At 56.6% G+C, this 21,853-nt stretch carries 15 protein-coding genes; 8 read left to right on the top strand and 7 right to left on the bottom strand.

Features of this window, described 5'->3' with window-relative positions:
• Positions 1-235: 235 nt before the first annotated feature.
• Positions 236-1,513 (top strand): hypothetical protein, encoded by a 1,278-nt coding sequence (locus tag BLT38_RS16115; RefSeq protein ID WP_083346107.1) that lies wholly within the window; start codon positions 236-238, stop codon positions 1,511-1,513.
• Positions 1,514-1,589: 76 nt separating this feature from the next.
• On the top strand, positions 1,590-2,573 hold the full coding sequence (locus BLT38_RS16110; RefSeq protein ID WP_083346106.1) for a sugar phosphate isomerase/epimerase family protein: 984 nt from the start codon (positions 1,590-1,592) through the stop codon (positions 2,571-2,573).
• A gap of 64 nt (positions 2,574-2,637) precedes the next feature.
• Here the strand turns inward: BLT38_RS16110 and BLT38_RS16105 are convergent, their stop codons facing one another.
• The gene (locus BLT38_RS16105; RefSeq protein ID WP_083346105.1) at positions 2,638-3,150 is read right to left on the bottom strand and encodes a DUF4126 family protein; all 513 of its coding nucleotides are present in this window, start codon (positions 3,148-3,150) and stop codon (positions 2,638-2,640) included.
• Positions 3,151-3,270: 120 nt separating this feature from the next.
• On the opposite strand from BLT38_RS16105, the gene BLT38_RS16100 reads away from it, so the two are divergent.
• On the top strand, positions 3,271-3,897 hold the full coding sequence (locus BLT38_RS16100; protein ID WP_083346104.1) for a hypothetical protein: 627 nt from the start codon (positions 3,271-3,273) through the stop codon (positions 3,895-3,897).
• A 68-nt stretch (positions 3,898-3,965) separates the two neighbouring features.
• On the opposite strand, the gene BLT38_RS16095 is transcribed toward BLT38_RS16100, so the two are convergent.
• On the bottom strand, positions 3,966-6,407 hold the full coding sequence (locus BLT38_RS16095) for a S9 family peptidase (RefSeq protein ID WP_083346103.1): 2,442 nt from the start codon (positions 6,405-6,407) through the stop codon (positions 3,966-3,968).
• A 76-nt stretch (positions 6,408-6,483) separates the two neighbouring features.
• A complete protein-coding gene (locus tag BLT38_RS16090) occupies positions 6,484-7,206 on the bottom strand; it encodes an RNA methyltransferase (protein ID WP_231966563.1) in 723 nt (240 codons plus the stop codon).
• Positions 7,207-7,359: 153 nt separating this feature from the next.
• Between BLT38_RS16090 and BLT38_RS16085 the strand changes: the two genes are divergently transcribed.
• Positions 7,360-8,037 carry an MBL fold metallo-hydrolase gene (locus tag BLT38_RS16085; RefSeq protein ID WP_083346101.1) on the top strand — a complete coding sequence of 226 codons (678 nt, stop codon included), beginning with the start codon at positions 7,360-7,362 and terminating at the stop codon, positions 8,035-8,037.
• Here BLT38_RS16085 and BLT38_RS16080 read toward each other — a convergent pair.
• Positions 8,034-8,480: a nuclear transport factor 2 family protein gene (locus BLT38_RS16080; RefSeq protein ID WP_083346100.1), complete on the bottom strand. Its 447-nt coding sequence runs from the start codon at positions 8,478-8,480 to the stop codon at positions 8,034-8,036. The two genes, BLT38_RS16085 and BLT38_RS16080, sit on opposite strands and share 4 nt — an antisense overlap.
• Before the next feature lie 347 nt (positions 8,481-8,827).
• Here BLT38_RS16080 and BLT38_RS16075 point away from each other — a divergent pair, with 347 nt between their 5' ends.
• A complete protein-coding gene (locus BLT38_RS16075; protein ID WP_083346099.1) occupies positions 8,828-10,042 on the top strand; it encodes a peptidylprolyl isomerase in 1,215 nt (404 codons plus the stop codon).
• On the opposite strand, the gene BLT38_RS16070 is transcribed toward BLT38_RS16075, so the two are convergent.
• Positions 10,043-11,134, bottom strand: a complete 1,092-nt coding sequence (locus BLT38_RS16070) for a Rieske 2Fe-2S domain-containing protein (RefSeq protein ID WP_231966561.1) — start codon at positions 11,132-11,134, stop codon at positions 10,043-10,045. It abuts the gene before it with no gap.
• A gap of 310 nt (positions 11,135-11,444) precedes the next feature.
• On the opposite strand from BLT38_RS16070, the gene BLT38_RS16065 reads away from it, so the two are divergent.
• From BLT38_RS16065 to BLT38_RS16055, 3 genes are read left to right on the top strand one after another with little or no spacing between them, the layout of a single operon-like run.
• Entirely contained in the window at positions 11,445-14,828 is a 3,384-nt protein-coding gene (locus tag BLT38_RS16065) for a TonB-dependent receptor (RefSeq protein WP_231966560.1), read from the top strand.
• A gap of 11 nt (positions 14,829-14,839) precedes the next feature.
• On the top strand, positions 14,840-15,790 hold the full coding sequence (locus BLT38_RS16060) for a metallophosphoesterase family protein (RefSeq protein WP_231966559.1): 951 nt from the start codon (positions 14,840-14,842) through the stop codon (positions 15,788-15,790).
• A 28-nt stretch (positions 15,791-15,818) separates the two neighbouring features.
• The gene (locus tag BLT38_RS16055) at positions 15,819-16,928 is read left to right on the top strand and encodes a phosphatidylinositol-specific phospholipase C1-like protein (protein ID WP_156785165.1); all 1,110 of its coding nucleotides are present in this window, start codon (positions 15,819-15,821) and stop codon (positions 16,926-16,928) included.
• 10 nt (positions 16,929-16,938) lie between these two features.
• Here the strand turns inward: BLT38_RS16055 and BLT38_RS16050 are convergent, their stop codons facing one another.
• Positions 16,939-18,300: an MATE family efflux transporter gene (locus BLT38_RS16050; RefSeq protein WP_083347135.1), complete on the bottom strand. Its 1,362-nt coding sequence runs from the start codon at positions 18,298-18,300 to the stop codon at positions 16,939-16,941.
• 128 nt (positions 18,301-18,428) lie between these two features.
• Positions 18,429-21,836 (bottom strand): TonB-dependent receptor, encoded by a 3,408-nt coding sequence (locus tag BLT38_RS16045; RefSeq protein WP_231966558.1) that lies wholly within the window; start codon positions 21,834-21,836, stop codon positions 18,429-18,431.
• Positions 21,837-21,853 lie beyond the last annotated feature (17 nt).

Below are 21,853 nucleotides of genomic sequence, written 5' to 3'. Positions count from 1 at the left end.
ATCCACTGCCGCGATTTGGCGTACCGCCTTTCACGGCAGCGGAGACGGTGTTCTTAACAACCCACGGAGTCTAGGCACGCGGGAAAACAACCCGTCAGTGCCTTCGGGTATGAACGGAGGCGTAAATCGCCGTATCTGCTTGAAGCAAAAGGGCAGGTTAAGAGGAGGTAAAGAGTTGCGAACGCAAGGATAAAAGGCCTATTCTTGGCCTCGTCGTTTCGAAGTGAAAGCAGTTATGGCCAGTTCCCCCACCCCCCACGCCATCGCAGCGCTCTCCGCTGAGGAGAAGGACCGCGTACGCGCACAACTCGACCGTCTGTTGCAATCCAGTCACTTCCGCAACAGCAAACGGTACCCCACGCTGCTCGGTTACATCGTCGAGGAGACTCTCGAGGGCCGTGGCCCCCAGCTCAAAGAGCGCACTCTCGGTATCGACGTCTTCGGACGATCCAGTGACTATGACACCGCCTCCGACCCAATCGTCCGCGTCACCATCGCAGAGATTCGAAAGCGGATCGCGCAGTACTACCACGAAGACGCGCACGCCTCAGAGCTGCGGATCGAACTCACCCCCGGCTCCTACATCCCGGAATTTCTTCCCGGTCGCGAACATGAACCGGAGGTAGTCTCCGAGCCATCGTCTGCGCCGCAGATCGCCCCGGTCGTTCTGGAAACTGCGTCCGCTCCTCCACGGCGTCATTGGCTATTGCCCGTCCTGGCAGGCGTGCTTGTCCTTCTGGCCGGAGCAGGCTTCGCAGGCTGGTACCGCATGCGCAGCACTCCCATGGACGATCTCTGGCGACCGCTTTTCGCCGCCGATGGTCCAATTACGTACTGCCTGCCCATGAGCGTCCATCGCAAAGGCCCCGGCTGGGCAAACACCACGGAGCAGGCCGTCGCCCACGCCATGGATCTGGCGGACACCACCCTTCCCGCGTCCGGCACCTTCTTTGATCACCAGGTCATCGGCGAAAACGTCGTCTTCTCTGACGTCATCGCCATGATGAAGCTGGAGTCGGTCGTGGAGCAGCAGCACCGCCCGGTTCGCGTCCGGCTGAACCTGGGTACCAACCTGAACGAACTGCGCGAAGGCCCAGCCATCTTCATCGGTGGCCTCTCCAACCAGTGGACCCTCAAACTCATTGATCCATTGCGTTATCGCTTCGCCGGTAGCGATGAGGAGTCGTATTACATCCGCGACCGTCAGGACCCGAACAATAAGCAGTGGAGCATCCGTCTGCGCGACAAGATGACCACCATCAATCGCGATTACGCCATCATCGCTCGCGTCCACTGTGAACCGCTCGGCAGCGTGTGCCTCATCGCAGCAGGCATCGGCATGAGTGGTACTGCCGCAGCGGGGGAGTTTCTCGCCAACCCTGAACATGTACGCGAGTTAGAGCGCCGTATCGGTCGCGCCAACCGTGATCGCGACTTTGAAGCGGTACTCACCACCAGCGTGGAAGACGGCATCGCAGGCCCAGCGGAGATTGTCGCACTCGACGTGCGCTGAAATTGGCGCTTCTTGTTTCGACAAGTCGCCATACGCTTGCGCTAAGATGGCAGCGTCCCTTCAGGAGGTCCTACCAATGCATCTGAATCGCCGCCAGTTTGTTGCGACTGGCTCGTTCGCTCTGTTCGCCGCAACGCTGCGCGCTGAGGCGAAGAACTGTCCCTTCCGCCTCGCGGTCATTGCCGATGAGATTGGTTCGGACTTCGAACATTCCTGCCACATCGCCGCCAACGATTTCGGCCTGTCGTGGATTGAAGTTCGCGACGTGAACGGCAAGAACATCACGAAGCTGAACGAGCAGGAAACAGCAGACGCGAAGAAGATTCTCGCCAAGTACAACCTGAAGGTCACGGACGCAGGCACCCCGCTCTTCAAGAGCAATTTCCCCGGCGCGCCGCTCTCAAAGGATGGCGGCACCAAAGATGCCACCAAGATTCCCAAAGACCTTTCCGATCAGTTTGAACTGCTGGAAGCCGCCATCGCCGCTGCAAGAAACTTCGGCACAGATCGCATCCGCTGCTTCGACTTCTGGCGTATTGAAGATGCCGCGCCCTTCCGCAAGGACATGGACGCAGCGTTGGACAAGGCCGCAACGATCGCTGGCAAGCAGAAGATGGTTCTCATCCTTGAGAACGAAATGGCCTGCAACACAGGCTCCGGCAAGGAAGCAGCGGCGACACTCTCCCGCGTAACCAACCCATCGCTCATGCTCAACTGGGATCCCGGCAACTCCGGTTCGTTCCCCGGCGATGTTCCGTATCCAGACGATTACAACGCGCTGCCGAAGAAGCGTATCGGCCACATGCACGTGAAGTCCGTTTCGCGTAACCCCGAAGGCAGCAAGCGTCCGTTCCAATGGGAGCCCGTGGGCAAGGGCCTCATCGATTGGACTGGCCAGTTGAAGGCTCTCAAGCGCGACGGCTACCGCTATGGCGTCAGCCTCGAAACGCACTGGAACTCTGGCCCCGGCACCACCAAGGCAGAGATCAAGGAATCCTCTACCCGCATCAGCATGGCAGGCCTGAAGCAGTGCCTGAAGGACGCCGGCATCGACTGCTAAACAAACTCGCAGCAAAAAGCCCGCTCATGATTCATGAGCGGGCTTTTCTTATGCCGTAAAAAACTTACTTGCCGAATCCAATCCCCTGGTTCCCAAGGAACAGCACGCTGTGTACCGCAATCAGGTGCAGGAAGGTGATGCTCAACCCAATCGCCACAGCGTCTTCCAACAGAGCAATGGGAAGATCAGGGCACTTCAGCGCCGCCACGGTACGTGAACGAACGAACCATCCCGTATAAGTTCCCACCACCGCACCAATCGCTCCAGTCACAATCGCGAGGATCGGCGACAGCAGCAGCGGCTGTGCCACCAACAGCCCCACAAATCCGGCAGCCGTCATGCGAGCAATCTGTTGCGGTGGGATCAATCGCGAAGGCGTCTTGGGCAACTTGTCGTTGATCAGCTCACCCAGCGCAATCACCGTAACGATAATCACGGTGATCAACGACGCCGTAAAGTTTCTCCATCCCGAGAAATGAATCACGTTTCGCCACGCAAACCAGCACAAAACCGCTAAAGGTGTGAAGGTCCGCAAACCTGAACACCCGCCGAGCAGCGCAACCAGTAGAAGATTCATGGCTCTCATAATGCACGATGAAAACGGAAACGGACAGGCTTTTCGTCGCACAATTGCATCCAAACCCACTGGCCGCCGCCATCCAGAAAGCGTCGGCAGGAAAGTTGAGACTGGATCAGAATGCGCCTTGGATCTCGCTCCATCATTACGGCTGCTGTTATCACCATCGTTGCGGTCACCGGCTGCAAAACCCCAAAGGATGAGACCGGCAACCTGAAGACCGCCATCAATCACTATTACGATCAGTGGCCGGAATGCCTTTGGAAACAACCGATTCAGCTTCCCCAACAGCACGCACAGGACGACACAGACAAGATTCGCCCCTTCGACGCACTCGTCGATCAAGGCTTGCTCTCGCGCACACCCGTAGAAAAGACAAAGCTGCTCGTCCTCAAGACAGCCGCCAACAGCTATGACCTCACCGACAAAGGTCGCTCCAACTGGACACCGGATCCCAACAATCCCGGCTACGGCAACTTCTGCTACGCGCATCGCCGCGTGAAAGACATTCTCAGCAACACCTACTCCGGCACGCAGCCTGGCACCACCACCACGGTTAGTTACACCTACACCCTCGGCGACGTGAAGGACTGGGCGCAAGCCCCCGAAACACAAAACGCCTTCCCCGGCCTCGCAACAGCGCTCGCTGCAACCAATCAAGCCACCACCGTTCTCGTTTTAACGAACGACGGCTGGAAGGTGCAGGCCGCAACCAAACCCACTGACGACAGCGGCGTAGTGCAGTAGACATACACACAAAGAAAAACGCAGCGCCATCAAGACGCTGCGTTTTTCTTTGTCTATCTAAGTTGTGACTACCGTCGACGTCCCGCCTGAGCCTGCGGCATTGCCAGTGGATACTCCTTCGGCGGCATGCCACCCGCAAGGTTCTTCACAAAGTAATCCCAACGACGACGCATGATGTAATACGCCTGATCCGCATAGCCGTGGTGCGCATTCGGAACCATCAGCAGATCAAAGTCCTTGTTCGCCTTCATCAACGCGTCCACAACCACAAGCGTGTTGTTCGGCGGAACGTTGTCATCCATCGTTCCGTGCACCAGCATCAGCTTGCCCTTCAGATTTGCTGCATGCGCTTCGTTGGCTGCGTCGTCATAAGCCTTCTTGTTCGCAGCGTCATCCAGACCAATCCACTTCTCAGCCCAGTCATCTTCATAGTTCCGATTCTCGTGGTTGCCGCTCTCGCTCCAACCCACCTTGAAGAAATCCGGATAGCGGAACATCGCATCCGCCGTGGCAAATCCACCACCACTGTGTCCCCAGATGCCGGCCTTATCAATGTCGATCCACGCGTTCTTCGCAGCCAACTCCTTCATGCCTGCCACCTGGTCCGGCAACGTGTTGTCGCCCATATCGCCAAAGTAAGCATCATGAAACTTCTTGCTGCGCCACGGTGTTCCCATGCCGTCGATGGAAACCACAATGAATCCCAACTCCGCCAACGCCGGGCTATCGCCACGCGCCGCCGAAAAGCTGCGTGATCCCACCGACCCCGTCTGCGGCCCCGGATAGATGTAGTTCACAATCGGATACTTCTTCGTTGCATCGAAGTTCGACGGCTTAAACATCAACCCATACAGGTCCGTCTTGCCATCACGAGCCTTCACCGTAATGTTGATCGGCGCCTGCCATCCCGTAGCCTTCAGCCGAGTGATATCCGCCTTCGCAACTTCGGCAATCGTCTTACCCGTTGCATCGCGCAACACAGTAGTCTGCGGCACCTGCGGCGTGCTGAACACGTCGACGAAGTACTTGCCATCTTCGCTGAAGGTTGCCGCATGATTCATCGGCTCCGGCGACAGCAGCGTCACACCCTTGCCATCCAGATTGCCGCGATAAACAGCGGAGTAATACGGATCCCAACCCTTCTCGCGTCCCACGCCCTCAAAGAAGATGTCGCCCGTCTTCTCATCCACGCGCAACACCTGCGTCACATTCCAATCACCCTTCGTGACTTCATGCTTCAGCTTTCCGGTGCCTGCGTCATACAGGAAAAGATTTCCCCAGTTGTTACGCTCGCTGAACCAAAGAATCTCGTTGCGCGTCGACAGATACTTCCAGTTCACCTTGCCATTGCCGCTCTCAAAGTAAGTGGCCGCAACTTCGTTCATCACATCGCGCACATCGCCCGTGGACACATCCGCCATGCGCAAGTTTTCCGTGCGATGATCGCGGCTCGTGGAAAGAAACGCCAGTGTCTTCGCATCGGCGCTCCACTGCACATCATCCCATCCACCACCACGGCAGCTAATGTCATCGCACAACGACGAACGATGCTGGTCCGCAGGCATCTTCAGTCGAACGACCTTCGCAGCATCCACATCAATCACCACACGCTCAATCATGGTGACGTCTTTATCGCCCGGCAGCGGATACGGCCACGCATCCAGCGTAGGATGGCCCACCGCAGCGCTCACCAGGTACATCATCCCCGTCTTGCGCTGGTCCTGTTGAAACGTCGCAATCTTCTTCGAGTCAGGCGACCACACCAGCACCGCACGATTGCTGTGCGTCCATCCCGCGTTATCCGTTGCATAGCCGTAGTTGTAAGCGCCATCCGTGGTCAGCGGCTTCTCTTCACCCGTAGAGATGTCGCGCACCCACAGATTCCAATCGCGAATGAACGCAGCCTTCTTGCCATCCGGCGAAACCACGGCTTCATCACGTCCCGGACGCAGCGGCGCAGCCGTCGCGGGATTCGTGCTCATGCCTGCATTGCCGCCCGTGCCGGTCGTGCTCACGGCAGGCTGCGCACCCTGCTGATGCGCAGGTGGAATCGCTTCTTTGGTGCACGTGTAGCTCGCGGCCATCGCACAGCGATAACGCTCACCACGCACACCCACAACAATCGTGTTGTTGCTGTCGGCGTAGCTGATATCGGTGATCGGCAGGCTCGTTGAGCTTGCATTCCGAATGCCCGCAGCATTCAGCGCATTCGCCATCAGCGCATGGTCAAACGCGGGCGCCTTCGTGTTCTTCGCCGCATCCACCAGCATGAAGGTCGTGTTGCCATTCGCCGTATCGCGATACCAGAATCGGTCGCCGCCTTCCGGCGCGGAAGGATTCTTCAACCACGTCACCTGCGTCACAGCGTGGTCCACCAGCGACGCGGTCTTGGTAGCAAGTCGACTTTCCGCGCGAGCATAGTCAGCAGCGGTCAGGGTTTGCTGCGCAGAAGCAACAGCGGCAAAGCCGAGCGCCAGCGCGGCAGCGGAACGATACAAAGTGTGGTTCATGCAACGGAGTCTATCAGCGCAACACTGCGAAAAACACAGCAAACTCACGCCGAACACTCAGGAATACGGCCTTCCGCTATTCCTTGCGCAGCTTCCACAACACCTGCCGCAGCACACCAATCCACGCATCCACATCGCCGCGGTCCAGCGTCATCCTCCGCACCATCCGCCGATGCGTCACCTCACGCATATTCGCCGGATACCGATGCGCATAACCGCTCTCCTCCAGCACTTCGCCCAGCACCGCTTCCATCCGCGCAATTTCCTCGGCATTCGCAGGCATCGCCTCCGGTGGCAAAGGTCTTTGCGGAGTCGCGCTCTCACGAATCAGTTCATAAAGACACACCGCAGCAGCCTGCCCCAGATTCATGGAGACACCGCTGGTGTTCATAGGAATCGTCAACAGCCGATGGCAATGGCTCATCTCATCAGCAGATAGTCCCGTCTTCTCCGAACCAAATAAAACAGCCGCACGGCCACCCGTAGTCACTGCGTCGCGAACATGCGTCTGCGCATCCCGCAACATATCCACCGGATGCAACAGCCTGCGCTCACCCAGAGCAGTGGTGCCGTAAACCAAAGTGCAATCCGCAACCGCTTCCGCAACGCTGCCAAATTGGCGCGCCGTATTCAGCACAGGAGCAGCGTCAATTGCGGACCGCGCATCCTGAAAGGGAACGTCATAGTCGTTCACCACGCGCAGATCGGCAAATCCAAAGTTGCTCATCGCGCGCGCAACAGCGCCAATATTCAGCGGATTCCGCGCCCGCACCAACACCACGGCAATCCGATTTTGCAAACTTTCTTCCATCATCAATCCGTAGTCTTGATTCTACGGACAGCAGCGCACCTGCAACAAAGAGCTGTTAATCTGCTGCGCGTTGAACAACCACAGCCTCATCCGTGCATCCGTTTTAGAAGCAGCGAATACGAGAGGAGCATTGATACTCCCATGAAACTCACATGCATCCACAAAGATCTGGCGCAACTGACATTCCTGGGTATCTCCAACTGTTACCTCGTCCGCGAAAGCGACGGCTTTACGCTGGTGGACTGCACCATCAGCGGTCAGGCTGCAAAGATTATCCAGTCCGCACAAGAACTCGGCGGCAGCATTCGCCGCATCCTGCTCACACACGCACATCTTGACCACATCGGCTCGCTCGATCAGTTGCACGCGCAACTTGGACCCGTGGACGTGGCCATCTCGCAGCGTGAAGCCCCGTTTCTGCACAAGGATCTTTCACTGCGTCCCGATGAGCCGCAGCACAAGCCCAAGGGCAGCTTCCCCGGAGCAAAGACGCGGCCCACGCACACACTTACCGACGGTGAACTTTTCGGTTCACTCCGCTGCATCTTCACGCCCGGCCACACACCGGGCCACTTCTGCTTCCTCGACGAACGCGACGGCACACTCTTCGCAGGCGATGCACTCATGAGCGTCGGCGGTCTGCACCTCGTCACCGCACCGCCCTGGTACTTCCCACTGCCAAAAGGCGGCACATGGGATTGCCCATTGGCCGACGCGTCCGCAAAACGCCTGCTGGACTACAAACCGAAATCCATCGCTACCGGCCACGGCCGCTTCATCACCAACGGCTTGCAGGCACTCGCTCGATTAGTCGGTTAGGGCTTCACAATCGGCGTGGCCTGGTGTCGCACCATCTGCCAACGGCCATCGCGATACACATATGTGTTTGCAAACCGAAGGTCGAACGCGCCGCTGTTCCCGGCGTACGTACCTTCCAGATGCTCCACGCCCGTCACCAGCGCTGCTTCGCCGTAGCGATGCACCACCATCTCGGTATCCGTAATAACAGCGGGCTTCAGAATCTTGGTGCGGAACACGCTGATGTCCTGCTCGCGAGTGTTCTCGCTGCCGTTCATCACGCCAACGGTGAACTCGGTCGCATAGAACCGCTCCAGAAACGCAACGTCCTGGTTCTTCCGCGCCTCTGCCCAGTCGCTTTGCAACTTGCGAAAGGTGGCCTCATCCGCAGGCGTGGACTGCGCCGCACAAATACCTGTACTGCAGATCAAGGCCAACACCGGCACCAGCAGGGGAAGCTTCATCCGGAACTCCTTGGAGATACTGCCCCATCATGCCACGCAAACCAGAAACGTCATCCATGAAAAACCTGTCAACCCCCGTGCCCACTTAAATTTAAGAAACCAAAGGAAATAGAGTTGGCATGGTATTTCCCTGAAATCTCTAAAATAGAAACAGGGGCACTAGTGAAAGCCCGGTTGGCAAGTTAACTCCTTTATTAAGACGATTTTGCGCATAACCCCTTTGCCAGGACGATTTTGCAGGCAGTCGCGAAGTTAACTCCAATAGAAAGACGATTTTAGAAAAACAAGGGGGAGGGGGTACCCCTCAGCTCTCAGCAATCCGAGAGGTTTGTGATACTCCAGAAGACATGCGGTTTCTCGGCCTCGTTCTCTTCGCCAGCCTTTCCAGCATCAGCCTGCACGCGCAAGCGCACAAACCAGCGGCGCGCGGCCCGGAACCCACAGGTCCAACCGCTGTCTTCGACACCTCGATGGGCCGCATCGCCTGCCGTCTGTACGCCAAGCAGGCACCCAAAACCGTCCAGAACTTCACCGACCTGGCCGAAGGCAAGAAGGACTGGCATGACCATCTGAACCTGACGGTCATCCACAACACACCGTTCTACGACGGCACCGCAATCGCCGGTATTCCTGACGGTATCCGCGGAGGCGACCGTTACGGCGGCGGCGAGGGCGATGCGAACGGCTCCATCCCCGAGGAGAAGATCCCCGGAGTCACCTTCGACCGTCCGGGACGGCTCGCCATGGCAACGCACGCAGGCGAGATCAACTCCTCCTTCTACGTCATCACGCTCCACGCGGATGACGAGTTCGACAAGGGACATCGCGGAGCCATCTTCGGGCAGTGCGATGACGCAGGCGTCGCCGTGGCCGAGAAGATCTCCCACGCCATGCTGGAAGTGGGCAACCGCACCACCAAGGCCATCGCCATCAACAAGCTCACCATCGTGCAGCCCGGCGAGCCGATGCCTCCGGTCGCTCCTGAGTGGGACCCCAAGAAGGTAGTGCCCCAGCCAGTGCCGCCGCAACCCTCCAACATCCCCACCCCAGACCCCACCGGCCCCACCGCCACCATAGACACCACAGCCGGAACCCTGACCTGCAAGCTTTATAAAGAGCAGGCGCCAATCGCAGTGGCCACATTCACGGAGCTAGCGGAAGGCAAACGCGAGTGGACCAACCCGACAACGCACGTCACCACAAAGAAGCCGTATTACAACGGCCTTCACATCAACCGCGTGATCCCGGACTTCATGGTGCAGCAGCAGGACTATCCCAACGGAGCCGAAGACGCAGGCTTCAGCTACAGCATCGAGACCGCACCGAACCTGACCTTCGATCGCCCAGGCCGCTTGGCCATGGCCAACAGCGGACCCACCAAGAACGACACAAGCTGGTTCATCACCGACGCGCCATCACCCAACCTGAACGACAAGTTCACCATCTTCGGCCAGTGCGACGAAGCCACGGTAAAGGCAGTCCACGACATAGCCCGAGTCCCACGCAACGCCCACAACCGCCCTATCACACCAGTGAAGGTGAAGACCGTGACAATCCAGTAGTTAGCTGCGCCAGTGCAGATCGACCGGCCCGCTCAGCGGATGTTCGCCCTTGCCGGTGAGTCGCCGCTGCTTCAGGGCGAAGTACCACTTCGCTGGCTTGTCGGCGTCGTCGATCAGCATCATCGCAGGGCGGAAGCGCAGCCCTTCGGCCTGTTCCACCATCGTCTCCTGATCCTGCTGTACGAACTTGGCACCGAAGTAGCTGGCAATCATGGGCACCAACGGAACACTGTAGAAGATGTTCCAGCACGCCATCACATCAATACGGCAGGTGGAAGGCGTGATCGGCGTGACCGTAGTCAGTGAGGCAAACCACTTCTCACCCGCACGGATCACCTCATAGCGGCGATTGGGCAGGACGAAGTCGATGGTCGTCGTCACATCGCTGCCATAAACCCCAAGCAGCTTGTATGGTGCGGAGTTCTTACTGGGCGCGTGCGATGCCATGCGGAATCCATCCGGAATGGGCTCGAAGTGCTTGGTCTTCTCATGGATGGATGCAGCACTGCGCCACCACCAAGCCCGATGGACGAACGGTCCATGCGCAGGATCCATCAGGCCAATGATGCCGTGATCCACATTGCATGGCAGGTCAGCCTGCAGATGCGCACTACGATACTTCCCGGAGAACTTGGGCACCTCGGGCACAGGCGGCAGAACCGTCTCATCTGTAATACGCCCCGAACCTGCTTCCGGCAGGTAGACCCACGCGTAACCATCCACCTCACGGCACGGATAAGCCCCCGCATAGATCTTGGTAGGCTCCAGCGTATCGATCTGGGTAAGAGACGGGATCTCGACGCACTGTCCACCACAGGGCTCGAACCGCCACCCGTGGTACTTGCACTGGACCGTCTCCCCATCAAACCACCCCGCCGACAGGGGTATACCCCGGTGGGGACACAGATCCCGCATGGCAAAGATCCCACCATCGTTCTTCCGGCCTACAAGGAGGGGAACTCCCAACAGCAGGAGTGTGGTGGTTTTCCCCCTCCGCAGCCCCTCGGACCGCATGGCGGGGTACCACTCACCAAAGATGAGTTCCGTGGCAGGCTGGGTGCCGGGGTCAATCCTGTCGTTGCGTAACTTCATGTGCAGCATAAGGCTACACCGGGACGCCAGATGTCTTCTGTGGCGTGGAACACGGGACATCTTGTAGCAAATGTACTTCGACGGTAAACAAAGAATTTCGGAGTACAGATGCTAGTTCTACATTCTGTGCGCTAGACTGTGTGGCGCTTTCTGGCAGGTATATTTACACGTCGCCTATCCAGAAAACGGTCCTTCCCCCTCCTAGTAAAAGTTCGGGCGGTTTCATTCATGGTTTTGTAACACTCCTGAAACCGTTCCGTTACCGCTAACTGAGAGGCTTGGATCAAACCGGAAATACAGGAGTTCCAACTTGCGACCAAATCGCATCGTAATGCTTCCGCTTCTAGCGGCCAGTGCTGTTGTAATGTCTCTGCCCGCTGCGGCCCAGTTTGATTCGGGTGCCGTGATTGGTTATGTCCGCGACAGTGCAGGTGCGGCTATCCCGAATGCCACCGTTTCGCTGACGAATGTGGAAACCAGCGTGACCGTTACCCGTAAGGCCGATGGCGAGGGCAAGTTCGAATTCCCCAGCGTCAAGATCGGCGACTACCGTGTTACGGCTGATGCCGGCGGTTTCTCGCGTTCTGACAGCGGTGTCTTCTCGCTCAACGTCAACGCCCGTCAGCGTGTGGATCTCTCTCTGAAGCCTGGTTCGGCTTCGGACGTGGTTGAGGTCACTGCCGCCGCATCGCTGCTGGAAACCGAGAACAGTTCGAAGAGCCAACTCATTGGCACGCGTGAAGTTGAGAACCTGCCGTTGAACGGCCGTTCTTACGCCGATCTCACCCTGCTCTCCACTGGTGTTCGTAAGTCTGCACTGGAAAACAATGGCACCACCAGCAGCCGTGAAGCTTCGTTCAACGTGAACGGTATCCGTTCCGCGTTTAACAACTTCCTGCTGGACGGTCTGGATAACAACAACTACGGCACGTCGAACCAGGGCTTCGCGAACGAAAACATCGCTCCCTCGCCAGACGCAGTAGACGAGTTCCGTGTCGAGACCAATAACTACTCTGCAGAGTTCGGCCGCCAGGTTGGCGCTGTGATCAATGCTGCGGTTCGTCGCGGTACCAACCAGTTCCACGGTCGTGCATGGGACTACGTCCGCAACACGATGTTCAACGCAACTGGTCCCTTCCTTGCTCCAGGACAGACCAAGCCCAAGTTCATCCGCAACCAGTTTGGTGGCACACTGGGCGGCTACATCTGGAAGGATCACACCTTCTTCTTCGGTGACTACGAAGGCGTGCGTCAGATCTTCAACAACGCATCGACCGCGTCCACGATCCTTACTAACAATCAGCGGAACGGTCTGTTCTATCTGAACGACGACACTTCCAATCCGAACAACGCAATTCCGTTGCAGGATCCCATCACGGGTCGCACGTTCCTTGGTTCGATTCCGCAGGCACAGTGGACGACGTTTGCGCGTAACGTCGTCGCGGCTCTGCCCACAACCAATGTGGCTGGTCTGTCCAACAACTTCGTCATCGCTCCGCGCGGCATTATCAATGACGACAAGGGCGACTTCCGTCTGGATCACACCTTCAACCAGAAGGTGACCATCTTCGCGCGTTATAGCCAGCACCGCGGTTACATTTACGATCCGCCGGGCATCACTGGTATTGCGGGTGGTAACAGCAACGGCAACGTAACCATCCGCAACAAGAACATTATGGGCGGCGTCACCTGGGCAGTTACACCGTCGCAGTTGCTGGATGCGCGTTTCGGCTGGTCACGCAACATCGGCCAGAAGTTCCCAGTCAATGTAGGTCAGCAGTCGATCCTGGTACAAAGCGGTATCACCGACGGTTTGCCGACCGACCCACGCATTGTGCGTTCGCTGAATGCACAGTCTGTCACGGGTTATTCGCAGTTCGGCAACCAGTCATCGAATCCGCAGTTCCAGAACCCGATGGTCTTCAATCCGAAGGTGAACTACACCATCGTCAAGGGCAAGCACAGTGTGAAGTTTGGTTATGAGTTCCAGGAGATCCACACGGAACTGAACGACTTCAATCCGAGCTATGGCCAGGACAACTACGCTGGTCAGTACTCAAAGAACGGCAACCCTGTAAACACCACGGTGACGGGCAGCAATCCCAGCCTGTCGTCGCAGTTGCAACAGGCACAGAACATGGCTGACTTCCTCTTTGGCAACCGTTCGTCGTATTCGCTGACAACGTATGCCATTGTGAATCTGCGTCAGCGCTACAACTTCATGTATGTGCAGGACGACATCAAGGTCACACCGCAGCTTACGGTCAACGCTGGTCTGCGCTATGAAATCGTCACGCCGCAATGGGAACGAGACAACAAGCTGGCGAACTTCGATCCTGCAACCAAGACACTGGTACAGGCAAAGAACGGCAGCATCTACGATCGCTCGCTGGTAAACACGCCGAAGAAGAACTTCGGTCCACGTCTCGGCTTTGCGTATCAGATGTCGCCGAAGACCGTAATGCGCGGTGGTTATGGCATCGGTTACACGCAGTGGAACCGTGCTGGTGGCGAAAACAACCTGACGTATAACGGCCCGAACGTTGTGAACGCCAGCATCTCGCAGGTAGCACCGACCGCTGCTGCGCTCTGCACCAGCGATACGCAGTTGCAGTCGGCATGCTTCCGTCAGACGCAGCAGGGTTATAGCAACGTGTTGACGACAGCGGCATACTTCAATCCTGCTAACGTCACATCACGCTACATCCCGAAGAACTTCCAGACCGGCTATCTGCAGAGCTACTTCCTGGGTGTGCAGCAGCAGTTGGGCAACGGTTGGCTGATGGATCTTAGCTACGTTGGCAACAAGGGTACACACTTCCAGATCCTCGCGGACTACAACCAGGCAACACCTTGCGTTGGCAGCACCTGCGGAAACCTGGCAGCACGTCGTCCAGTGCAAGGCTTCGGCGATATCGAAATCGCGTGGGGTGGTGGCAGCACTAACTACAACTCCATGCAGTTCAAGGTAGAGAAGCGTACGAAGCTTGGTCTGTACCTGCTGAACGCATTTACCTGGAGCCGCGACTTCGATCTCTCTGGTGGTCACCTCGAGACTTCGAATGGCGACAACAGCCGTGTGAACTATGCGAACCCGAGCATGGACTACGGCCCATCAGGTTACGATCAGCCGCTCGCAGACACGCTTTCTGTGGTGTATGACCTGCCTTATGGTCGCGGTCGTCGCTTCGGTAGCAACGCGAATAAGTTTGTAGATGAAGTGTTGGGCGGATGGCAGCTCACGCTGATCAACAACATGACCAGCGGTGCACCGATCAACATCAACTACTCGCTCTCCAGCGGATCGTCGCTGTTTGGAACCGATCTGTATACCTATCGCCCGAACCGCAACGTCGGCGTGCCGCTCTATGGCTCGCGCACCAAGACAGCCACCACCGTAACGGGTGTATTTAACTCCGCTGCGTTCTCCATTCCCACCACAAGCCCGTGGGGAACCGCTTCACGTAACCTTGGGCGTACGAATGGCTTCTACCAGGCTGATCTTGGTCTGCACAAGGCATTCTCGCTCTGGAACGAGGCATCGAAGTTCGACTTCCGTGCAGAAGCCTTCAACGTGCTGAACAAGACCAACTACGCCGCAGCAAACAGCACCTTCGGTGGTAGCAGCTTCGGCACAATCACCAGTGCATATCCAGCACGTCAACTGCAGCTCGCGGCGAAGATCATTTTCTAAGGATGTCTCTGATGAAAATGTCTCGACGTAGCTTTAACGCAATGAGCGCCGCTTCTTTGGGAGCGGCGCTTGCGCCTTCTTGGTTACCTTCTGCGGCAGAAGGAAGTAAGCCCTTCCACTTTGCCGTGGTTAGCGATTCCCATGTAATCGATAAGTTCTACAAGCCCGGTAGCGAAAACGGCATCGAAGACAACGAAAGTATCCTCAAGGCGAATGACCGCCTGGTGATGGCACGTGAGACCATCAACGGCATCCGGTTTAAGGATGGCAGTGCCGTTGAGCAGGTATTTGTGCCGGGGGATGTGTTTCACAACTATCCGTCAGCCGATTACGACTTCTACTTCAAAAACGAAACGCGCATCGATATCGCAAGGAAGCTGATGGACGGCTTTCATGCACCAGTGCATCTTGGCTTTGGCAATCATGACTATGACGAGCATGGAAAGCCTGGCGTGTCGATTGAAATGTCTAACCGCTTGATTAAGCAAAAGCTTAGGTCTGATCCGTATTCCTCGGTTGACCATAATGGCTTTCGCTTTTTGGTGCTGAACAATTTTCTAGGTGCAACCTGGGCACCCGGAGGCGATAAGCGTTTTGGTTCGCTGGGTGAAGAACAGTTGCAGTGGGCTGAGGCACAACTGGCATCGCGTAAACCTGCGGTCGTCTTTATCCACTATCCTCTGTGGCTCGTTGCGCCCACTGAAGTGAAGGACTTTGGACTACATCCGTTGCTTCGCAAATACAAAGACACAATCCAGATCGTGATTGCTGGGCATTGGCATAAGTGGGTGGACTTCGCTCACACCTATGGACCACAGCACACTGTCACCGCAGCAACGCGCTACGATCCGAACGCGTTCATGATCTTTCGTGCGGATGCGAAGAGCGGTAACATCGAGTGGCTCGACCGCAGCCGCGTGGAATGGTCGACGCATTTCGCCACGCCCTATCGTAACGTCTAGCCTGTTGCACATGAAGGAAGCTTCAATCATGTTTCGTTCCCTTATTGTTCCGTTCGCGCTGCTGTTCTGCGGCACTGCCGTCGCACAGAAAGATGCTGTGCGCATCAATCAGATTCAGATCATTGGCAGCCATAACAGCTATCACGTTGGCCTGACGCCAGGCGTGAAGGCGTTGCTGGCTGCGAAAAATCCGAAGTCGCTGCGCGGGTTGGATTATGAACACAAGCCAATCCCCACACAGCTTGACGCCGGTGTGCGTCAGCTCGAGATCGACATCTATGCAGACAGCAAGGGCGGCTTGTATTCGCATCCTGCTGCTGCGAAGGTGATTGAAGGTATGGGCTTCCCGCCTGAGCCGTATAACACCGACGGGCAGATGGATAAGCCTGGCTTCAAAGTGATGCATGTGCAGGATATTGATCAGCACAGCAGCTGCATCACACTGCGCGAGTGCATCAACACTGTGCTGACGTGGTCGAATGCGCATCCCAACCACATTCCTATCTTCATCCTGCTTGAAGGTAAATATGGAAAGCCGCATGCAGACTTGCCAGGCGCAGTGACACCTGAGCCGTTCACGCCTGCGGTGTTCGATGAACTAGACGCGGAACTGCGATCCATCGTGCCGGCGAACAAACTCATCACACCGGATCAGGTACGCGGCACCCACGCTACTATGCCAGAGGCTATTGCGGATAACGGCTGGCCCACTCTGAAGCAGGCACGCGGGAAGATCCTGTTCTTGCTGGATAATCGTGCGCTTACACCGGTCTACGTTGAAGGTCATCCTGCTCTGAAGGGTCGTGTGATCTTTCCGAATGCAGTACCTGGCACACCGGAAGCTGCTTTCACGGAAGAGAACTCCGGCACAGAAGAACACATGAACGAGTTGGCGAAGCAGGGAATGCTTGTGCGTACTCGTTCGGATGCCGACACGGAACAGGCACGTACGAACGACACGTCTGTGCGCGATAAGGATTTTCGAAGCGGAGCACAGATCATCAGCACGGATTACTTCGCATCAGAACCCGCGAAGTGGCCTGGGCATTTCGTAGTCGCGCTGCCAGACAATGTCGTTGCACGTTGCAATCCGATCAACGCGCCTGCGAGCTGCCCGAAGGGCGATCTGGAAAAGTAGTTAGGAAAACTTACGGCAATGCGCCCGCTTCGGCGGGCGTTTTTGTTGCTCGCCGAAGCCATGCAGTGAGAAGGACAATCGACGCTGTAATCAACGCGCAGGTGAGTCCGATCCAAAGTCCAAGCACGCCAAGATGGAAGTGGAAACAGAGCAACGCACCCAGTGGCAGACCCACAATGTAATAGCTGCACAGATGCGCCCATAATGCGGTGCGTGTGTCGCCTAAGCCGCGCAGGGCTCCGGTGGAAACAATCTGTATGCCATCGAAGATGGCGAATGCAGCAGCAGCCACAAACAGCGGCAGGGCAGTACGCGTGACTGCGGCGTCATGTGTGTACATGGACACGAGAGCGCGTGGAACACTGAGGAATGTTAGCGACACAAGAGTCATGAAACAGATGCCGAGAAGCAGTGAAAACATGCCGGATCGGCGTGCCTTCGGCCAGTCCTTTGCTCCCACAGCATGGCCTACAGCAATGGAGGCTGCGGAGCTGATCCCAAGAGGAACCATGAACGCGAGAGCCGCGTAGTTCAGTGCAATCTCATGCGCGGCTAATGAAACAGGCGATAACGTTCCTGCGAGCACTGCGGTTGCACCGAATGCACCGACCTCCAGTACGAACTGTCCAGCTGCGGGCAGACCAAGGCGCAGCAGTTCGCGTATCTCACGCATTATCGGTTTTGCCCAATGTTCGAACAACGGGTGGCCACGCTTGCGTTCATAACGCCATGCGAATCCGAATAGCGAAGCGGCCATGACAATGCGCGAGAACACCGTGGACAGTGCCGATCCAGCAACGCCCATTGCTGGTATGCCGAAGTGCCCGTAGATGAGGACTTCGTTGCCGGCCCAGTTCAGCAAGTTCGCTGCAAGAAAGGTCAGTGTGATCACACGCACTTCGCCAACTGCTTGTAGATAACGTCGTGCGGCTGCGTAAAGTAACAGCGGCAACGTGCTGAGCAACAAGACATGCAGATAAGTGAGTGTGGGGGCAATGAGTTCTGCTGCGACACCAAAGTGAGGAAGGGCAAGCCCAACGCAAAACGCAACCAACATCAACAGAGGTGTAGCAACCAATGCAATGTAGACAGCCTGTGCGAGCCATCGATGGCATGCGTCGTAATCACCGCGTCCATAGGCATGCGAAACAACGGTGTCCAATCCCATCATCAGGCCAAGGCCAAAGAGTGATGGTGCATAGAACAGCACGTTGCCCAGTGCAACAGATCCAATGGCAACAGGGCCAAGGCGGCCCACCATCATCACGTCAACGATGCCTTGCAGCATCCAGCCGAGTTCCGCAAGAACTACTGGCCATGCAAGTTGCAACATGGAACGGAACTCAGCGCGCCATTGTGTCCGGTCAGGCATTCGGACATTGTAGCGATTTGACGCTTCGGATTTCTTATCGGCGATTGAGTGGGAGATGAAATGGGCTGCAAAGAGATGGGCTTCGAGGAACATTTCCTCGAAGCCCATGTTGATTTGCAGTTGTGTTGTTAGAACTCGTACTTCAGCGCGAACTGAACAGTGCGAGGTAGATACGTAGGCAACGTAGAAGTGAGTTGTCCAAACGTAGCCGTTGTGCCCAATGATGATGTGGGGTTGGAGAAGCTGGTTTGGTTCGCTATGTTGAATGCTTCCGCACGGAACTGCAGTTTGGTTTCACGCCATACGGGGAAGTCCTTAAAGAGAGACATGTCCCAGTGGCGATAATGAGGACCGTGATATTGGTTGCGATGTTCGTTGCCAATCGTTCCAGAAGCCTGCGCCGCGAATGCAGCAGCAGAGAAGAACTGAGGATTGACTGCGTTTCCCCCTGCGGGACGTTGAATGTTTGTGAACGGATTGCTGAGAACATTCGGACGATCCGCGGAACCGCCAGGGCTGGTGTTGCTGATGTTGGAAGCGTTGAGGATGGTGAAGGGAAGACCCGTTGACCACAGGTTGAGTACGTTCAGGTGCCAGCCACCTTCCACAATATTGCGGAAACCGCTGGTGCCCTTGCCGAAAGGCAGTTCATAGTTACCGGTGATCACAATGCGGGCCCGTGTATCCAGATCGCCATTGCCGTAGTCATCAGAGTTTTGCGATGTCAGTACCTGGCCAACACCGTTGCCGCTCTGCCCATTCACGTTTGGTGCGTTGTCGAGCAGATGAGCCCATGTGCTGCTTGCACTGAAACCCAGACCGTGGCTGAAGCGACGTTCAAAGGTTGCCTGCAACGAGTGGTAGCTCGATGCACCTGAGCTAAGCGTCTGAGAGACCGTGGTGATGCCAGGCATTATGGAGTACCAGCGGCGCAGAGTCTGGCTCCCGGATGTATTCGGTGGTGCGCGGTTGATGTCGAAGCCAGTGGAGAGATGACGACCCAGGGCTCCTACATAACCCACTGTAAGAACGTTGCCTTTGAAGTCTTGCTGGATGACAAGGTTGAATTGCTCCAGATAACCGGAACCCATACCCCTGTCCACAACCGCTGGAATCGAGCCGACCATGGTGCTGGGGGTAGTGCTTGGGTTTTGGTTCGGTAGTGGCATACCTTGCGCGAAGCGAGTAAAGCCCGTGTTGCATCCGCTGGTGCCAGCCGCTGCCTGGAATGAAGAACAGTTGCCGTAGATGGAGATGTTCGGTGTGTTCTTTAGGTTGGTGGGCGATTCATAGTTACTGGCGAAGAAGGCTAAGCCAAAGCCGCCACGAACTACGGTGCTGGGGCGTGGGTTATAAGCAAAGCCGATGCGCGGTGCCGCATTGGTTAGATCGGTGCGCACACCTGCTGTTCTGCTGATCCCGTTTACACCCGCTTGAATAATGCAAACGCAGTTCGGGTCAAAGTTGGAGATGTGGTTGTTCTCCTCCGTGAAGGGAGTGAACACGTCATAGCGCAAACCAAGGTTCAGCGTTAGATTGCTGGCCAAATGCCAGTCATCCTGAAAGTACGCACTGGGTTCCCAGGTCTGGTAGTGCGGCGGATACAAGTTGTTATTGCGCGTGGCCGCCGAGAAGATGCCTTCCAATAGCCCGGGGCCGCCGGTACGGAAAGTCCATCCGCCTTCACCCTGGTTGTCCTGAATATTCGCTGCCTTGCGACGAATGAGCGTAGCACCCATACGGAAGGAGTGATTGCCGCGGTTGTAGATCACCTGTCCATTGATCTGATAGGTGTTGTCTTTGTCCTGCAGTGGAACGAAGTTACCTCCGCCACCGAGGCCTGTCAGGCCTGTGGGTGTGGCTACTGCGAGACTCGATGTAAGTTGACTGACATTGATGTTTGCCTGTCCGAACTTCGAATTCGGATTGACACCATAGTTCAGTGGATACGATGCATTGTTGATGTAGGTCCATGCGGCGCCGAGCGTGGTGAGCAGGTTGGGCGTGAAGGTGTGCGTGTAGATTAGCGCCGCATTTCTTGCGAGTTGCGGTGATGTGCCGAACCCGTTGCCTGTCTGCGGATCCACGGCAAAGCCGTTCGCGTTGGAAATGGGCAGTGCGCCCGGCGATACCGTGTAGACGTCATTGATGATGTACTTCGCGAAGAGCAGGTTCCTGTCGTTGAAGTGGTAATCAACGCGAACGTCGTACACGGTGGAGTACTGCTCCTGATTGCGGACACCTACGTAGCCATTGGAGCCACTGTTCGGTGCAGGATACAGCTTGAAGTAAGAAAGCCCTGCCGGATCAATGAAGCCTGTGGGGATTTTGTTGCCCGGGACAGGTGTGCGTAGGTAGATCGACGTGCCGGCATATCCATTGAGCCCTGTGACGTGCGTGGGATCGGGATCGTAGACGCAGCCGGTGGTCTGGGTTTGTGTGGGGTCGGCAACAGTGGCAGCAATTGTGGCGCAGCCACTCGCCGGAATCGCATCAGAAAAATCACCGGGATGCTGTTGCTGATACAGCGTAGGCACGATGAGTTGCGAGGGTAGGCCACCCTTAATCAGGCGGAAGAACTCAGCATCACCATGGAAGAAGGCTTTGTTCTTGAAGATTGGACCGCCGAGGCTACCGCCAAACTGATTCTGCCGGAGTTCAGGATTGACGGGCTTTGCAGCGCCGAACTGGTAAGGATAGGCATTCAGCTTATCGTTGCGAAAGAACTCATACAGCGTGCCGTGAAAGCTATTCGTGCCGCTCTTGGTGATTACGTTGACGACAGCACCGGCCGCACGACCAATGTCTGCAGAGAATGTGTTGGTGACAACGCGAACTTCCTGAATGGAGTCGATGCTGGGACGAACGCCGATGGTGGCGATCAGTCGCTCATTGTTATCCAGACCGTCCACCATCTGGTCGTTCAGGGTTTCCGATTGCCCGTTCATCGAGATGGAAGAACTGGGACGGCGATCATCAGGACGTGTACCGCTGTTAATGCTGTTGGGAGAGGCTTCTGTCGCACCAGGCGTAATCTGCACCAGGTTGATGTAATTGCGGCCATTAAGAGGTAGATCCTGTACGGCACGTTGCGACACGTTGGAACCAATGGTGGAGCTATCTGTCTGTAGAACGGGAGCTGTCGTTGTGATCTCAACAGTTTCACTGGCAGCGCCAATGGCCAATCCAGCGTCTGCGCGACGTCGGTCGCCTGCAGAGACGGCAAGGTTTGGGAGGCTCGCCGTTTGGAACCCCTGCATCTTGATTGTGATGGAGTAAGTGCCGGGATTCAGATTCGGAACGGTGTACGCGCCGGATTCCGTGGTTTCAGTAACAACGGAGACGTTGGTCTGAGTGTTGGTGACGGTGACTTGTGCCTTGGGAACGGACGCGCCACTTGGGTCCGTTACATTACCCAGAATGGTGGCAGTTGTGTCCTGCGCCCATCCCGGCAACGACATTGCAGCGGCGCACAGTGCAAGAAGAACAATGCGCACGATGGACAGGTTCCAATTCCTGCCACGACTCGTCTTCATGAACCCCTTGCCCACAG

Origin of the sequence: Terriglobus roseus (assembly GCF_900102185.1) — a bacterium.
In the GTDB taxonomy this organism is placed as follows: domain Bacteria; phylum Acidobacteriota; class Terriglobia; order Terriglobales; family Acidobacteriaceae; genus Terriglobus; species Terriglobus roseus_A.
Note: the sequence above shows the minus strand (reverse complement) of the source record. Positions and strands in the feature narration are given on the sequence as shown.

Excerpts from the sequence above, each read along its gene's own strand:
- BLT38_RS16060 (WP_231966559.1), top strand. The coding sequence starts at position 14,840 with ATGAAAATGTCTCGACGTAGCTTTAACGCAATGAGCGCCGCTTCTTTG.
- BLT38_RS16095 (WP_083346103.1), bottom strand. The coding sequence starts at position 6,407 with ATGAACCACACTTTGTATCGTTCCGCTGCCGCGCTGGCGCTCGGCTTT.
- BLT38_RS16100 (WP_083346104.1), top strand. The coding sequence starts at position 3,271 with ATGCGCCTTGGATCTCGCTCCATCATTACGGCTGCTGTTATCACCATC.
- BLT38_RS16115 (WP_083346107.1), top strand. The coding sequence starts at position 236 with ATGGCCAGTTCCCCCACCCCCCACGCCATCGCAGCGCTCTCCGCTGAG.
- BLT38_RS16080 (WP_083346100.1), bottom strand. The coding sequence starts at position 8,480 with ATGAAGCTTCCCCTGCTGGTGCCGGTGTTGGCCTTGATCTGCAGTACA.
- BLT38_RS16105 (WP_083346105.1), bottom strand. The coding sequence starts at position 3,150 with ATGAATCTTCTACTGGTTGCGCTGCTCGGCGGGTGTTCAGGTTTGCGG.
- BLT38_RS16050 (WP_083347135.1), bottom strand. The coding sequence starts at position 18,300 with ATGCCTGACCGGACACAATGGCGCGCTGAGTTCCGTTCCATGTTGCAA.
- BLT38_RS16055 (WP_156785165.1), top strand. The coding sequence starts at position 15,819 with ATGTTTCGTTCCCTTATTGTTCCGTTCGCGCTGCTGTTCTGCGGCACT.
- BLT38_RS16085 (WP_083346101.1), top strand. The coding sequence starts at position 7,360 with ATGAAACTCACATGCATCCACAAAGATCTGGCGCAACTGACATTCCTG.
- BLT38_RS16075 (WP_083346099.1), top strand. The coding sequence starts at position 8,828 with ATGCGGTTTCTCGGCCTCGTTCTCTTCGCCAGCCTTTCCAGCATCAGC.
- BLT38_RS16110 (WP_083346106.1), top strand. The coding sequence starts at position 1,590 with ATGCATCTGAATCGCCGCCAGTTTGTTGCGACTGGCTCGTTCGCTCTG.
- BLT38_RS16070 (WP_231966561.1), bottom strand. The coding sequence starts at position 11,134 with ATGAAGTTACGCAACGACAGGATTGACCCCGGCACCCAGCCTGCCACG.
- BLT38_RS16045 (WP_231966558.1), bottom strand. The coding sequence starts at position 21,836 with ATGAAGACGAGTCGTGGCAGGAATTGGAACCTGTCCATCGTGCGCATT.